Raw genomic sequence first — 15,325 nt, 5'->3', positions numbered from 1 at the left:
ACTCGTGCCGCCCGCCTGTCTCTCGACCGCCACCCCCCGTCGAATCGCTGCGCGATGCAGTGCGCCCACCCGTCTCCCGACCGCCACCCCCCGTCGAATCGCTGCGCGATGCAGTGCTCAAACCGTGCTCCCTAGCCTCGCTCGATGCCCGCCTCGATAGATCAGCACGATTGTGGCAGACTTCACGCGACGCCCGGGTGGGTGCCGCGACCTTTGGTTTTGCCAATTATTGGCAGGTCAAGGCCCGTAGCCATACTCAACGTCACCCAAGCTGTTATTGATCCGTTAGAATCTGATGTCACTTATTTGGGCCGTCGTAGACGCAATTTCTCGGCCAGCCGCAGTTCCTCGGCCAGCTCTGCCTGTCGAGCCAGCATGCGATTGTCTAGGTTCGCTGATGGCACGTGGTTGGGGCCAGTTTGGAAAGTGAGTGGGAGATGCGTGACGCCGCAAGGTCCGGCAGCAAACGCTGGGCGCTCGGCAACTGGGACTTGCGCTGGAAGGTTACGGCGGTCTTGGCCGTTCCGCTGGCAGTCGCGGTTGGGCTCGGCGTGTCCAGGATTACCACCGAGTTCGCCGACGCGAACCGACTGGACGCCGCCGCTGGGAACATCGAGGCGATTCCGGCCGTCACCGCGCTGAGTGCGCAGACGGCGACGACGGCGGGTTCGCAGATGATTTCGATCATGCCGAACGTGTCGATCGTGTCCGATAAGAACCTCGCGGACCTCGACAAGGTCATCGCCGATGCCGAGCAGTCGGTCGGCAAAGTCGACGGTGTCGCGGGTGCTCGCGCGTCGCTGGACAGCATGATCAACCAGGCCAAGGCGGTGCGCGCCCAGGGCAAGAACGTCACGACGCAGACCCCGGCCGAAGTCATCGGCATGATCGACCGGGTCCGCAACGACAGTGTGCACATCGTCGAGACCACGGTCGGCCAGGTCAGCGACCAGGCCATCGAACAGGCGAAGCTGCGGCTGGTCGACTCGCTGAACACCCGTGCCGCACTGGTCGGTGAGGTCGCCGCCTTCCCCGAGGTGCTGCGCGGCTCGGCGAGCGGTATTCAGAGCGCCCTCACCGCGGCCAATACCGAGCGGGCGATGCTCAACGTGCTCGCCCACCGCTTCCCGGACGCCGACTCCTCGATCGCCGACCTGCGCGCCGGTATCGATAATCGGATCTCGCTGCTGACCAGCCCGGAGGCACAGTCGGGCAAGATCCCGGTCGGTGATCTGAAGAACTCGCTGACCGGCAGCCTCGATGTCTACGAGCGCGTGGTCAACAAGTCGACCAAGGACATCGACTCGGCGATGAGTTCGCTGGTGTCCACGGCCAACACCGATGCGTGGACCTACACCGCGGTCGTCATCGCGACCATTCTCGCCGCGCTGTTGCTCGCGGTCTTCGTCGCGCGCTCGATGATCGTGCCACTGCACCGGCTGCGCCTCGCGGCGCTGCGAGTCGCCGAGAGCGATCTGCCGCACGAGGTCGCCCAGCTGCGCAACGGCGCGTCCCCGGAGGACGTGCCGCTGGAGCCGATGCCGATCCGCAGCACCGAGGAAATCGGTCAGCTGGCCCGCGCCGTCGACGACATCCACGGCCAGGCGCTGCGTTTGGCCAGTGACCAGGCGCAGATGCGTGCCCAGGTCAACGACATGTTCGAAACCCTGGCCCGGCGGTCCAAGTCGCTCGTCGACCACCAGCTCAGCTTGATCGAGGCGATGGAGTACGACGAGAAGGATCCCCGCCTGCTGGAAAACCTGTTCCGGCTGGACCATCTCGCGGCTCGTATGCGCCGTAACGGCGACAACCTGCTGATTCTCGCGGGTACCAGGCAGCGGCGCAGCAAGTCCGCGCCGGTCGAGATCGCGGACGTGCTGCGTGCGGCGATCTCCGAGGTCGAGGACTACGAACGGGTGAAGCTGGGTGCGACGCCGCGTGGTTCGCTGGTCGAGCCCGCCGCCTCGGATATGGCGCATCTGTTCGCCGAGCTCCTGGACAACGCGCTACGCGCCTCGCCGCCGGAGACCGACGTGAAGTTCACCTTCGCGCAGGGGCACGACCAGGGCATGCTCATCGAGGTCGCGGACCGCGGCATCGGTATGCCGCCCGCCGAGATGGCCGATATCAACCGGCGGCTCGAGCAGACCGCCGAACCCGGTCCGGACACCGCCCGACACATGGGTCTTTTCGTGGTCGGCCGACTGGCCGAGCGGCACGGACTCACGGTGCGGCTGCGTCCGACCTTCGATACCGCGCGGGATCCCGGTGTGACGGTTACCGTGCATGTACCGATGAAGCTCATTGTGCTCGGACAGGGACAGACCACCGCGATGCCGCAGGCGGCGACGCCGCAGGTCGCCGCCGGTGCTCCGCAGCGGCCGTCGGCTCCGTCGTCGATGCAGATGCGGGCGATCACCAGGACGCCGGGCGGCAATGTCATGGTTACCGTCGATCCCGGTGTGAGCGGCCCGATTCCGGTCAGCAGTCCGGCGCCGTCCGCGACGAGCGGGCCGATTCCGGCGGCGGCGGGTGGTCTGCCGCAGCGTTCGCCCGGCTCGACCATGGGCTCTGGCGCTGGAGCTTCCGGACTGCGTCAGGATTCGGCACAGTCGGGTTCTTCCCTGCGCCCCGCGCCGGGACCGGCGCCGAGTGGTCCGCAGCGCGGCAAGCTCGCCGCGGCGAGCCTGCCCAAGCGCAATGTCACTCCCGGCGGTCCGCCGCCGAACCGGCCCGGCGCCGAGCCGACCATCTCCGGTGGCGGTCTGCCGCCGCGGAATCTGAGTACCGGTGGTCTGCCACAGCGTCAGCCCGGTACGAGTGGGGCGCCGCAGCCCGAGGGTGGTCCGGCCGGTGGTGGTCTGCCGCAGCGTCAGCCGGGCACCAACGGTGTGCCGCCGCGCGACGGTGCCGGCGGTCTGCCGCAGCGTGAGCCCGGTGTGACCGGTCTGCCGCCGCGCGATACGGGTTCGGGCCTGCCGCCGCGCGATACGGGTTCGGGTCTGCCGCAGCGGGATGCCGGTTCGGGTCTGCCGCAGCGGGAATCGGCTTCGGGTGGTCTGCCGCAGCGTGAGCCCGGTGCGACCGGTCTGCCGCAGCGTCAGTCGCCTGCGGCGAATCTGCCGCAGCGCGAGACGCCGAACGGCTTGCCGCAGCGCGAAGCCGGGTCGAATGGTCTGCCGCAGCGCGAAGCCGGCGCCAGCGGTCTGCCGCAGCGCGATTCGGGTCTGGGCGGTCTGCCGCAGCGGGATACCGGTTCGGGCCTGCCGCAGCGCGATCCCGCCTCCGGTGGTCTGCCGCAGCGTGATTCGGCTTTGGGTGGTGGTCTGCCGCAGCGTGAGCCGGGTTCGACCGGTCTGCCGCAGCGTGATTCGGCGTCCGGTGGTCTGCCGCAGCGTGATTCGGGTCTGGGCGGTCTGCCGCAGCGCGATCCCGCCTCCGGTGGTCTGCCGCAGCGTGATTCGGCTTTGGGTGGTGGTCTGCCGCAGCGTGAGCCGGGTTCGACCGGTCTGCCGCAGCGTGATTCGGCCCCCAGCGGTCTGCCGCAGCGCGATTCGGGTCTGGGCGGTCTGCCGCAGCGTCAGTCGCCCGCGGCGAATCTGCCGCAGCGCGAGGCACCGAACGGTTTGCCGCAGCGGCCGTCGGGTACCCAACCGCCGAGCGGTCTGCCCCAGCGTGATGGCCTGCTGTCCCGCGATAGCCTGCCGTCTCGCGATGGCTTGCCGTCTCGCGACGCGCTCCCGCAGCGGGAGCCGGGTATACCCGGTCTGCCCCAGCGTGAGCCGGGTGCGACCGCACTGCCACGCCAGGAAGTCCCCCCGGGTATCGCGCTGCCGCGGCGTGATCGCGGTCTGACCCGGCCCGCGCCCGGCGGTGAGGTGCCCGCGATCTCCGAGAACGGAACCTCGACCGCACCGCGCGATCCGGGGCGGCACAGCTTCAAGCCGGATCCGGAGAAGGCGGCGTCTTTCTTCCAGACCAGGTTGCAGCCAGCGGTCGATTCTGATTCGGTAATGGGCGGCACCCCGATCTTCGCCGAGATGATGTCGGCGTGGCTCTCGGATCCGAATACGGACCGGTCCCAGGTGGCGGCCTCCTTCGAATCGCCGGGTGACGAAGGGTGGCAGGCCGCACGCCGCGCGAGCGAGGCCCAGTCCGAAACAAAGACGGCTGCCGGGTTGCCGCAACGCAATCCGGGCGGAAGGCTGGTCCCCGGTGGTGTCAACGGCAACGCCGATCGCGCGCCGCGTCGCGATCCAGAAACGATCAGGTCCAGCTTGAGTCGTCACCAGCAGGGCGTCCGGGATGGCCGCGCAATGAAGGCAATGAACCTAACCGGAGATAAAGGAGACCGATGAACCCCGATCTAGGTGGTACGAATCGTCAGCTGGATTGGCTGGTTTCGAACTTCGCCAACGAGGTTCCTGGCGTAGCTCATGCCGTCCTGGTCTCGGCTGACGGCCTACTCATGGCGGCGAGCGCGCAGCTGCCGGTGGACCGTGCCGAACAGCTCTCGGCTGTCACCGCCGGACTTGCCAGCCTTTCGGTGGGCGTCTCGAACCTATTCGAAGGCGGCACCGTGCTGCAGTCGGTGGTCGAGATGGAGCATGGCTACCTGCTACTCATGGCAGTCGGCGACGGTTCCTATCTCGCGGTGCTGACCAATACTTCTTGCGATATCGGCCAGGTCGGTTACGAAATGGCCCTGTTGGTCGAACGTGTGGGTCAGACGGTGCAGGCCACGCCACGCGTCACGATGGGTTCCTGATGGTGGGATGGACATAGACGATCACCGCATGGGGAGCGCCGAGCCCAGCCTCGTTCGCCCATACTCCTTGACTGCGGGCCGTACTCGGCCCGCGGTCGAGTTGGCGTTGGAGGCACTCGTCGCATCGCATCCGGTCGCCTTGGAGCGGCAGTTCGAACTGACCAACATCGAGACGTCCATCGTGGAGTTGTGCAGAGAATCGCCGTCCGTTGCCGAAGTGGCAGCGCGTTTGGGTATCCCCATTGGGGTGGCCCGCGTGCTGGTGGCCGACCTCATCGAGGCCGGGCATGTGCGAGTGTCGGCGACTTTGAAAGACGATTCCAGCGACGATGAGCGTCGCGAGCTGATCGAAAGGGTTCTCAGTGGACTCCGGCGTATTTGATTCGACGGCGCAGGTCGATACCCGTACCAGTAAGCCAACTTCTGCGAAGATTGTCGTCGCGGGCGGCTTCGGTGTTGGCAAGACCACGTTGGTTGGTGCAGTTTCGGAGATCGTTCCGCTGCGCACCGAGGCTTTGGTAACCAATGCCAGCACCGGAATCGACAATCTGACCGGCATTCCGATGAAGTCGACCACCACGGTGGCAATGGACTTCGGCCGGATCAGCCTCGCCGACGATCTGGTGTTGTACCTGTTCGGCACGCCGGGCCAGTACCGATTCTGGTTCATGTGGGACGACCTGATCCGCGGCGCCATCGGCGCGGTGGTGCTGGTCGACACCCGCAGACTCGAGGACAGCTTCGCCGCAGTCGACTACTTCGAGGCGCGCAACCTGCCGTTCCTGGTTGCGCTCAACGAATTCGACGACGCACCGCGGTATCCGATCGAGGACATCCGTCAGGCCCTCGCGGTGCCTGCGGATGTGCCGATCCTGTCCATCGACGCCCGCCGTCGCGAGCCCGCCAAGCAGGCGCTGGTTTCGCTCACCGAATACGCCCTGCGCAAGGTCATGCAGGGTTACTGAGCCCTGCGGAGCGAGTGGCTAAGCTCGCTCGGTGAGTATTTCCGCGCGGGAGCTGCTCGGGCAATTGCTCGATTCGGACTCGTATATCAGCTGGGACCGGCCACCGGTGACGGTGGCCGCGTCCCCGCGGTACCGCGCGGATCTGCGCAAGGCCGTGCTGGCGGCCGGGACCGATGAGTCCGTGCTCACCGGTGAAGGTCTGCTGCGTGGCCGTCGCGTGGCCGTAATCGCCTGCGAGTTCGGCTTTTTGGCGGGTTCGATCGGTGTGGCCGCGGCGGAGCGGATCGTTGCCGCGGTCGAGCGCGCGACCGAGCTCGGTTTGCCCCTGGTCGCGTCGCCGACTTCCGGTGGCACGCGGATGCAGGAGGGCACAGTCGCTTTCGTGCAGATGGTGAAGATCGCGGGTGCGGTCGCGGCGCATAAGGCGGCCGGACATCCGTATCTGGTCTATCTGCGCAATCCCACGATGGGTGGCGTCTTCGCATCCTGGGGTTCGCTCGGGCATATCACCTTCGCCGAACCCGGTGCGCTGATCGGATTTCTCGGCCCGCGCGTCTATAAGGCGTTGTACGGCCGGGATTTTCCGGAGGGCGTGCAGGTCGCGGAGAATCTCTACCACAGTGGTGTGATCGATGGGGTGCTGCCGGTGTCGGTATTCCGCCGGATCGCGCACCGCGCCTTGAGCGTTCTGAGCGGCGTGCCGGATCCCGTTGCGGCCGAATCCGGTTGGGCGGCGCCGGTGCGCGGGCTCACCGGCGCGTCATCGGATCGTGTCGCCGGGGGTGATGCGGAGACGAACGACGCTGTCCCGGCGTGGGATTCGGTGCGGATCTCGCGCCGTCCCGGCAGGCCGGGTATTCGTGACCTATTGCGCCATGTGACGCAACGGGTGCCGCTCAGCGGCACCGGCCAGGGGGAGTCCGATCGCACGATCGTGCACGCGCTGGCCCGATTCCGCGGCCAGCCGTGTGTGGTCTTCGGCCACGATCGCTCCGGGCAGCAGGGCGAACACACCATGGGACCGGCCGCGCTGCGGGAGGCGAGGCGCAGTATGGCGATTGCCGAGGAGTTGCGGATACCGCTGGTGCTGGTGATCGATACGGTCGGCGCGGCTCTGTCGAAGGAGGCCGAGGAGCGCGGGCTCGCACCGGAAATCGCGCGCTGCATCGCGGATCTGGTGACCTTGGACACCCCGACCATCTCGATCCTGCTCGGTCAGGGCACCGGCGGTGGCGCACTGGCGCTGCTTCCGGCCGACCGCGTTCTGGCCGCCACCCACGGCTGGCTCGCGCCGCTGCCCCCGGAGGGAGCCAGCGCGATCGTCTACCGCGACACCGCCCACGCCCCGGAGTTGGCCGCGGCGCAGGGCATTCGGGCCGCGGACCTGCTGGCCGACGGTGTGGTCGATCGCATCGTCCCGGAATTTCCCGACGCCGCCGACGAACCGGTCGACTTCGCTCGACGCATGGTTGCCGCCATTGCCGAGGAGCTGACCGGCCTGCGCGCCCGACCACTGGACGAACTGCGCACGTCCCGGCGCACCCGATACCGCCGCCTCGGTCTGCCCGAGTCCTGAGTGACCCCGACTATCAAGGCAAATCGCGTGCCAGCCAGCAAACCGGTGGTCAACACGCGGAGGGTTTTCGTTGACGACTCGCCACGGCACTTCTACGGTCGGACTGTGACCTTCAGAAGCGAGACCTGCACCATCCCCTCGATCGTGCTGAATGACGGGAACGTGATCCCGCAGCTCGGCTTCGGTGTGTTCCAAGTGCCGCCCGATGACGTCTACCCGGTCGTCACCGCCGCGTTGGAGGCGGGCTATCGCAGCATCGACACCGCCGCGATCTACGGCAATGAGGAGGGCACCGGCCGTGCCATCCGGGAATCCGGGCTGCCGCGCGATGAGATCTATGTCACCACCAAACTGTGGAATTCCGAACAGGGCTACGACTCCACGCTGCGCGCCTTCGACGTCAGCATGGCCCGGCTCGGTCTGGACTATCTCGATCTCTACCTCATCCACTGGCCGATGGCGCAGGCCGATCGCTACGTCGAGACCTTCAAGGCGTTCCAGACATTGAAGGCGCACGGCCGGGTCCGCTCGATCGGCGTCTCGAACTTCACCGTCGGCGACCTGGAGCGCGTCATCGGCGAGACCGGCGAGATTCCGGTGGTCAACCAGATCGAACTGCATCCCCGGCTGGCCCAGCGCGAGCTTCGCGCCTTCCACGATGCGAACGCCATTGCCACCGAGGCGTGGAGTCCGCTCGGCCAGGGCACGCTGCTCGACGATCACACCATCGTCGCCATTGCCAACCAGGTCGGCTGCACCCCGGCCCAGGTGATCATCCGCTGGCATCTGCAGTTGGGCATCATCGTCATCCCGAAGTCGGTCACCCCATCGCGCATTGCCGCCAATTTCGATGTCTTCGGTTTCGAACTGACCCGCGAACAGATGGAGGCCATCAACGCGCTGGACCGCGGAGCCCGGATCGGTCCCGATCCGGCCACTTTCACCGCGGGGATGTAGCGCTCTCGCTATCGCAATCCCAGGTACTCGGTGAGTTCCTGGGCGGCCGCGCGTCCGGCCCGATTGGCGCCGATGGTGCTGGCGGACGGGCCGTAGCCGATCAGATGTATGCGCGGGTCGACCGCTACCTGCGTGGCGAGGCGGCCGGTCATGGTGATGCCACCGCCGGCGCCGCGCAGGCGCAGCGGGGCCAAATGGTCCAGGGAACTGCGGAATCCGGTCGCCCACAGGATCACATCGGCCTGCTGGAACGAGCCGTCGGCCCAGCGCACCCCATTCGGTTCGATGCTCGCGAACATGGGCCGCCGCGTCAGCGCACCGCGGACCTGCGCGGCGCGCAGCCGATCATCGAGCCGCAGTCCGGTGACCGAGACCACCGACCCTGGGGGCAGCCCGCGCCGCACCCGGTCCTCCACGATGGCGACGGCGGCGCGGCCCTGCGCCTCGGCGAACGGCCCGTCACGGAATACCGGTTCCCGCCGTGTCACCCAGGTGGTGGCGGTGACCTGCGAGATCTCATCGAGCAGCTGGACCGCCGACACCCCGCCGCCGACCACGACGACATGCTTGCCCGAGAATTCGTCGGCGGTGCGGTAGTCGCGGGTGTGCAGCTGCCGTCCGGCGAAGGTTTCCGCGCCCGGATAGTGCGGAATAAAAGGACGCTCCCAGGTGCCGGTGCCATTGATCAGGCCGCGTACCCGGATGGTGCCCGCGGCATCGGTCTCGACATTCAGCGTCGTGCCCCGCCCGGCCGCGAGGTCCGGTCCCGCGGCACAGGGGGTTCCGTCCGCATTGCGGTCGCAGACCACGGTCACCGAAACCGGTCGGCGGACCCGCAGATCGAAGCGCTTCTCATAGAGCTCGTAATAGCGCGGCACCGCGGTCGCCGCGGGTACGGCGTCGGAATCGGGCGGCAATGTCTCGGCGAACGACATCCCCGGCAGGTCGTGTACCCGGTTGACGGTGGTCAAGGTCAGCGATGGCCAGCGAAACTGCCAGGCTCCACCGGGCCCCGGCGCGTGATCGACGATGAGGAAGTCCTGTTCGGGGCGCAATCCGAGACGCTGCAGGTGGTAACCGGCCGACAGTCCGGCCTGACCAGCACCGATCACCAGGATGGAGAAGTCTGTCGGCACAAGCCGAGATCGTATCGGCAAGGTCGGTATGTCCCGCCACCTATGGCAGAGTTGATGTAACCACTCGAACCGGTCAGTTGGGGAGCTATGCATGCTCGGAGTTAGCCGCGATGGTGGCGTTGTCACCATCGAACTACAGCGCGAGGCGCGGCGTAACGCGCTCAACATCGAACTCGTCTCACGGTTGCGAGATGCGGTGTCGACCGCGGCCGAGGATGCCAGGGTGATCGTGCTCACCGGCCAGGGACCGATCTTCAGTGCGGGCGCGGACCTGTCCGGTGTCCATTCGGACGACTTCCTCGGCGCCCTGCTCGATATGCTGCACACCATCGAATCGGCACCGGTCCCGGTGATCGCGGCGATCAATGGCGCCGCGGTCGGCGCGGGCGTGCAGATCGCGCTGGCCGCGGACCTGCGGGTCATCGAACCCGACGCCTATATCGCCATCCCGGCCGCCAAACTCGGCATTACCGTCGACCGCTGGACCGTGCGGCGGCTGGTATCGCTGATCGGCAGCGGTCCGGCCCGGACCATGCTGCTCGGCGCGGAATCGATACCGGCCGCCGACGCCTACTCCTTCGGTTTCGCGAACCGGCTCGGCACCCTGGCCGATGCGCAGGGCTGGGCCCGATCGATTGCCGAACTAGCACCACTATCGCTACGTCATATGAAGCTGGTACTCAACGACGACGGCACCCGCGATCCGGACAATGCGCAGCAGCGTGCGGCGCTGGAGGCGGCGTGGACCAGTCAGGACGCCCAGGAGGGACGATTGGCCAGGCAAGAGAAGCGTGCGGCGAAATTCGTGGGGCGATAATGAAACTGGGAAAACTTTTCGCAGCGGCGGCGGGCGCGGTCGGTATCACCTGGGTGGTGCGTGCGGTCTGGGATATTCCCTCCGCGATCGGCGCGTCGATCAATGCCATCCAGCCCTACGCCACCGGCGCGGTGAGCTACCGCAATCGGCAATTCCACAACACTGAGCCGAGCACCCAGTTCGTCTCGGGTGCGGCTCCGTCCCTGCTGTTTTCGGTGCTGACCCGGCGCAACGCCGGTCGTCCGCGCGCCGCGGTTCCGCTGGCGACCCCCGAGGTGCCGACCGAGGCCGCCGATCTCGCGGTCACCTGGTACGGGCACGCGTCGGCCCTGATCGAGGTGGACGGGTACCGGATTCTGGCCGATCCGGTCTGGAGCGAACGGGTTTCGCCGTCCGCGCTGGTCGGTCCGGCCCGGCTGCATCCGGTGCCGACGCCGCTATCGGAGCTGCCGCCGGTGGACGCGGTGCTCATCTCGCACGATCACTACGACCATCTGGACAAGGCCACCATTCGCCAGCTGGTACTCGGCCAGGCCGCGCCCTTTCTGGTGCCGATCGGTATCGGAGCGCATCTGCGGCACTGGGGTGTGCCGGAGCATCGGATCGTCGAATTGGATTGGGGCGGTTCGATTTCCCTCGCATCGCTGGGACGCGAGCGCGATGGCACCGATCTGGTGCTCACCTGTACCGAGGCGCGGCACTTCTCCGGTCGCGGACTGGTGCGCAACACCACGCTGTGGGCGTCCTGGTCCATTGTCGGCCCGACTCGCCGGGTGTACTTCGGCGGTGACACCGGATATACCAAGGCTTTCGCCGAGGCCGGTGCCGCGCTGGGCCCATTCGATCTGACGCTCTTGCCGATCGGGGCCTACGACGAGGCATGGCCGGATGTGCATATGAATCCGGAGGAGGCGGTGCGGGCGCACGCCGATCTGTGTGTCGGCGATCCCGGGTACGGGCTGCTGGTGCCCATCCACTGGGCGACCTTCAATCTGGCCTTCCACGGCTGGTCGGAGCCGGTACGCCGGATGGTCGAGGCGGCCGGGGCGGCCGGTACCGCGGTCGCGGTGCCCATGCCGGGACAGCGCGTCGATCCCGATGGTCTGCCCACCGGTGATTCCTGGTGGGAGGATATGGGGTGAACACCTCTGCGGTTCGTCGACAGGAAGGAATGCAGGAATGAGTCTCGTGGACACCCTGAAAGACCTGGTCGGCAAGGGTAAGGATGCGGCGGCCAAGAACGCCGACAAGATCAACGAAGCGGTCGACAAGGCCGGTAGCTTCATCGACGAGAAGACCGGCCACAAATACACCGACAAAATCGGCAAGGTGTCCGAGGCCGCGAAGAAGGCGGTTCCGTCCGAGCAAGCTGCGCCGCCCGCTGCTGCGCCGAAGGAGCCGTCGGCTGCTGCGCCGAAGGAGCCACCCGCTGCCGCGCCGAAGGAGCCGTCGGCTGCCGCGCCGAAGGAGCCACCCGCTGCCGCGCCGAAGGAGCCGTCGGCTGCCGCGCCGAAGGAGCCACCCGCTGCTGCGCCGAAGGAGCCGTCGGCTGCTGCGCCGAAGGAGCCACCCGTCGGCGCGCCGAAGGAGCGGCCCGCCACCGCACCCGAGGAACCGGGGCAACCACCGGCCTGATCTGTGGCGGGGACCGGTTTCTGTCGGTCCCCGCCCCTAAACTTCAGTTATGGTGACCCGCCGGGAATTCGGTGGCGGCCCGGGCCGGTCGGGCATAGAGGTTGAATTGAGCAACCTCGACAAGGTGCTGTATCCGGCGACCGGAACCACCAAGGGCGAGGTCATCGCGTACTACTCGGCCATCGCGCCCGCCATGCTGCCGCATATCGCGGGGCGGCCGGTCACCCGCAAGCGCTGGCCCAATGGGGTCGACGAACCATCTTTCTTCGAAAAGAATCTCGCCGAACACGCACCGTCGTGGCTCGAGCGGCACAGCATCGAGCATTCCGGTCGTAAGGTCGTCTATCCGGTCATCGATTCCGAGGCCGGACTGGCCTGGATCGGACAGCAGGCGGCGCTGGAAGTCCATGTGCCGCAATGGCGTTTCGACGGTGACCGAGTCGGCCCGGCGACTCGGCTGGTCTTCGACCTCGATCCAGGGCCCGGCGCCGGGCTCGCCGAATGCGCGCGGGTCGCGCTGGCGGTGCGCGATATGGTCGAGGGCATCGGGCTGCACGCGTTCCCGGTCACCAGTGGTAGCAAGGGAATTCATATCTACGTCCCCTTGGACCGGGAGTTGAGTCCGGGTGGCGCGTCCACCGTGGCCAAGCAGGTGGCGACGAATCTGGAAAAGCTGCGTCCGGATCTGGTGACCGCGACGATGGCGAAATCGGCGCGCGGCGGAAAGGTCTTCCTGGACTGGAGTCAGAACAATCCGTCCAAGACCACCATCGCACCGTATTCGCTGCGCGGCCGGGCCGAACCGAATGCGGCCGCACCGCGCGCCTGGTCCGAGATCGAGAACCGGAAGAAGCTGCGGCAGTTGCGGTTCGACGAGGTGCTGGCCCGCTGGCGCGATGGCGGCGATCTGCTCGCCCAACTGGATCCGCCGATGGCCGACGCGCTGACGAAGTACCGCTCGATGCGCGATGCGGCGGCGACACCCGAACCGGTGCCGTCCGCAGCGCCGACGCCCGGTGCCGACAATCGTTTCGTCGTCCAGGAGCACCACGCACGGCGGCTGCACTGGGATGTGCGGCTCGAACGTGACGGCGTACTGGTGTCATGGGCCGTGCCGAAGGGCCCGCCGACCTCCCCGAAGCAGAACCGGCTCGCCGTGCACACCGAGGATCATCCGCTGGAGTACCTGGACTTTCACGGTGCGATCCCGAAGGGACAGTACGGCGCGGGGGAGATGACCATCTGGGATTCCGGCACGTACGAGACCGAGAAGTGGCGCACGGACGAGGTCATCGTCACCTTTCACGGCGAGCGATTGCGGGGTCGCTACGCGCTGATCCAGACCAATGGCACCCAGTGGCTGATGCATCTGATGCAGGACCAGTCGCCGCGGGAGGACGGATCGCAGGATGGTGCCAAGCGGCCCGCCGGCGGTCCGGTCGGACCGCTCGCCGCGATCACCGTGCCGAAACCCGCGGGGCCGGTGCCCCTGCCACGTGGCCTCGCGCCGATGCTCGCGACCGCGGGCGAGGTCGCCGAGCTCGATGATGCCGAGTGGTGCTTCGAAACCAAATGGGACGGCTTCCGGCTGATCGCCGAAATCGAGTCCGGCGCACTGACCTTGCGCAGCCGACGGGGTAATACCGTGACGGAGCGCTATCCCGGGATCGCGGTGCTCGCCACCGAATTGGCCGACCACGACGTGGTCCTCGACGGCGAGGCAGTGGTGTTCGACGATCACGGAGCGGCCAATCTCGGTCTGCTGCAGGCGGATGCGGCCCGTGCGGTTTTCGTCGCCTTCGATGTGCTGTACCTGGACGGGACCTCGCTGATCCGCAAACGGTATTCGGACCGTCGTCGGGTGCTCGAGGCGCTCGCCGCCAATGCGCCCTCGCTGATGGTGCCGCCGCGACTGGACGGCTCCGGCGCCGATGCGCTGCGCCGGAGTCAGGAGCAGCGCATGGAGGGTGTGGTCGCCAAGCGCAGGGATTCGGTGTATCTGCCGGGTAAGCGCGGACATTCGTGGGTGAAGCAGCGCAACTGGCGCACCCAGGAGATCTTGATCGGTGGCTGGCGGCGCAGCGACGCCCGCAACTTCAAATCGCTGCTGGTCGGCATACCGCACGATGGCAGGCTGTACTACGTGGGGCGGGTCGGCACCGGTTTCAGTGAGCCGGTCATGCGCGACCTGGCCGCGCGGCTCGGCAAGTTGGAACGCAAGACCGCCCCGTTCGACAACGAACTCACCGCCGAGGAACGCGAGGACGCGGTGTGGGTGACTCCGAAACTCGGTGGGACCGTGCGCTTCATGAATTGGACCGAGACCGGTCGGCTCTGGCATCCCGCCTGGGTCGGCTGATCGGTCGGCGGGCCGAGTGTGACGGCGGTCGCCGATGGCTTGCCGGTTGATTCGGGTATTCGCTGGGTATCGTGAGTTCGCGGTTGTGTCGGCTCGAAAACGAGGAGTGCGTGGTGGATTTCAAGAATCTGGCGAACAAGGCCATGGACCTGGCCCAGCAGCATGCGGACAAGGTGGATACCGCCATCGATAAGGTGGGCGATCTCGTCGACAAGCAGACCGACGGCAAGTTCGCGAACCAGGTCGACGCGGCGCAGGAGGCCGCGAAGAAGGCCGTCCACAAGGATAGCTGAGTTCGCCGCTGGCGGAGGCGGTCCGCCGATCCGCCAGCGCACGCGGTCGGTCAGCTCTGTTCGCGGGCCAGCAGCGGAATGATGGTCGCGCTATCGGTGACCATGGCATGTCCCTGGAACTCGAATTCGTCGTAGGCCCGCGCCATCGCCTCCTTATCGCGGCCGCCCACGGCATCGCTGATGATCACCGGCACGAAGCCGAGATCGGTGGAATGGGTGACCGTCGGCGCGATGCCGATCTCCAGTGCGACGCCGGTGATCGCGTACGCGCCGATGCCGAGATCGCGCAGCACCGCGGCCAATGGGGTGCCCTCGAATGCCGACATCGAGGTCTTGTCGAAGATCACCTCGTCCGCCGTCGGCCGCAGCTCCGGGACCAGTTCGAAGGCCGGGGTGTCGCGCTGCAGGATGAATTTCACATCGTCCACGGAATCGACCTGCTGCCAGCTCATTGCCATTCGCAGCGCGAAGGTCCCACTGAGCCGCCGCGGCAGGAAGAAGTGCCGCAGGAAGATGATCGGATAACCGCCGCGCCGGGCCGCCTCGACAATGCGCGCGACCCGCTCGATGATCTCGGGGCCGTCCGGCAATTGGGAGAGCACGCCGACCTGCATGTCGTAGACGATCACCGCCATGCGGTGCGGCGCACACACATCGGCGAGCCCTTCGGGAATGTCCAGTCCGTTGCCATGCCGCATGGTCAGCTCACTCCTATTCGACACCGGTCACGGCCGGGATACGGCCTGCCGGTGATTCGGTTGCGCGATAGCCACTTCCGAAGCGTGCCGGAGCCCGCTTCGACCCCACTGTAACCATGTC

The 15,325-nt window shown here is 67.2% G+C and carries 13 protein-coding genes; 11 read left to right on the top strand and 2 right to left on the bottom strand.

Annotated features, from left to right (window positions below):
• Positions 1-437 precede the first annotated feature (437 nt).
• The 6 genes from ACQP2D_RS40315 (at position 438) to ACQP2D_RS40290 (ending at position 8,266) form a co-directional block, all read left to right on the top strand.
• On the top strand, positions 438-4,358 hold the full coding sequence (locus tag ACQP2D_RS40315; RefSeq protein ID WP_433681138.1) for an ATP-binding protein: 3,921 nt from the start codon (positions 438-440) through the stop codon (positions 4,356-4,358).
• Positions 4,355-4,768, top strand: a complete 414-nt coding sequence (locus ACQP2D_RS40310; RefSeq protein WP_011207200.1) for a roadblock/LC7 domain-containing protein — start codon at positions 4,355-4,357, stop codon at positions 4,766-4,768. Before ACQP2D_RS40315 ends, ACQP2D_RS40310 begins: the two co-directional genes overlap by 4 nt.
• Before the next feature lie 7 nt (positions 4,769-4,775).
• Positions 4,776-5,150 carry a DUF742 domain-containing protein gene (locus tag ACQP2D_RS40305; protein WP_040686485.1) on the top strand — a complete coding sequence of 125 codons (375 nt, stop codon included), beginning with the start codon at positions 4,776-4,778 and terminating at the stop codon, positions 5,148-5,150.
• Positions 5,131-5,733, top strand: coding sequence for a GTP-binding protein (locus tag ACQP2D_RS40300; protein WP_174414979.1), 603 nt, complete (start codon positions 5,131-5,133; stop codon positions 5,731-5,733). Before ACQP2D_RS40305 ends, ACQP2D_RS40300 begins: the two co-directional genes overlap by 20 nt.
• Positions 5,734-5,764: 31 nt before the next feature.
• The gene (locus tag ACQP2D_RS40295; protein WP_433681137.1) at positions 5,765-7,309 is read left to right on the top strand and encodes a carboxyl transferase domain-containing protein; all 1,545 of its coding nucleotides are present in this window, start codon (positions 5,765-5,767) and stop codon (positions 7,307-7,309) included.
• Between the two features lie 105 nt (positions 7,310-7,414).
• Positions 7,415-8,266 (top strand): aldo/keto reductase, encoded by an 852-nt coding sequence (locus ACQP2D_RS40290; RefSeq protein ID WP_433681136.1) that lies wholly within the window; start codon positions 7,415-7,417, stop codon positions 8,264-8,266.
• Positions 8,267-8,274: 8 nt separating this feature from the next.
• Here the strand turns inward: ACQP2D_RS40290 and ACQP2D_RS40285 are convergent, their stop codons facing one another.
• Complete coding sequence (locus tag ACQP2D_RS40285) at positions 8,275-9,402, bottom strand: NAD(P)-binding domain-containing protein (RefSeq protein ID WP_433681135.1); 1,128 nt, start codon at positions 9,400-9,402, stop codon at positions 8,275-8,277.
• 91 nt (positions 9,403-9,493) lie between these two features.
• Between ACQP2D_RS40285 and ACQP2D_RS40280 the strand changes: the two genes are divergently transcribed.
• From ACQP2D_RS40280 to ACQP2D_RS40260, 5 genes are all read left to right on the top strand, one after another.
• Entirely contained in the window at positions 9,494-10,219 is a 726-nt protein-coding gene (locus ACQP2D_RS40280) for an enoyl-CoA hydratase (protein WP_433681134.1), read from the top strand.
• The gene (locus ACQP2D_RS40275; RefSeq protein ID WP_433681133.1) at positions 10,219-11,361 is read left to right on the top strand and encodes an MBL fold metallo-hydrolase; all 1,143 of its coding nucleotides are present in this window, start codon (positions 10,219-10,221) and stop codon (positions 11,359-11,361) included. The genes ACQP2D_RS40280 and ACQP2D_RS40275 overlap by 1 nt, the downstream gene beginning before the upstream one ends.
• 37 nt (positions 11,362-11,398) lie before the next feature.
• Complete coding sequence (locus ACQP2D_RS40270; protein WP_433681132.1) at positions 11,399-11,854, top strand: antitoxin; 456 nt, start codon at positions 11,399-11,401, stop codon at positions 11,852-11,854.
• A gap of 49 nt (positions 11,855-11,903) precedes the next feature.
• Positions 11,904-14,213, top strand: coding sequence for an ATP-dependent DNA ligase (locus ACQP2D_RS40265; protein ID WP_433681131.1), 2,310 nt, complete (start codon positions 11,904-11,906; stop codon positions 14,211-14,213).
• Between the two features lie 113 nt (positions 14,214-14,326).
• Positions 14,327-14,506, top strand: coding sequence for an antitoxin (locus ACQP2D_RS40260; RefSeq protein ID WP_433681130.1), 180 nt, complete (start codon positions 14,327-14,329; stop codon positions 14,504-14,506).
• Positions 14,507-14,556: 50 nt separating this feature from the next.
• Here the strand turns inward: ACQP2D_RS40260 and ACQP2D_RS40255 are convergent, their stop codons facing one another.
• Positions 14,557-15,204: a cysteine hydrolase family protein gene (locus tag ACQP2D_RS40255; RefSeq protein WP_354959175.1), complete on the bottom strand. Its 648-nt coding sequence runs from the start codon at positions 15,202-15,204 to the stop codon at positions 14,557-14,559.
• Positions 15,205-15,325 lie beyond the last annotated feature (121 nt).

This window comes from Nocardia sp. CA-119907, from assembly GCF_050955995.1.
In the GTDB taxonomy this organism is placed as follows: Bacteria; Actinomycetota; Actinomycetes; order Mycobacteriales; family Mycobacteriaceae; genus Nocardia.
This window is presented reverse-complemented; position numbering and strand designations above follow the sequence as displayed.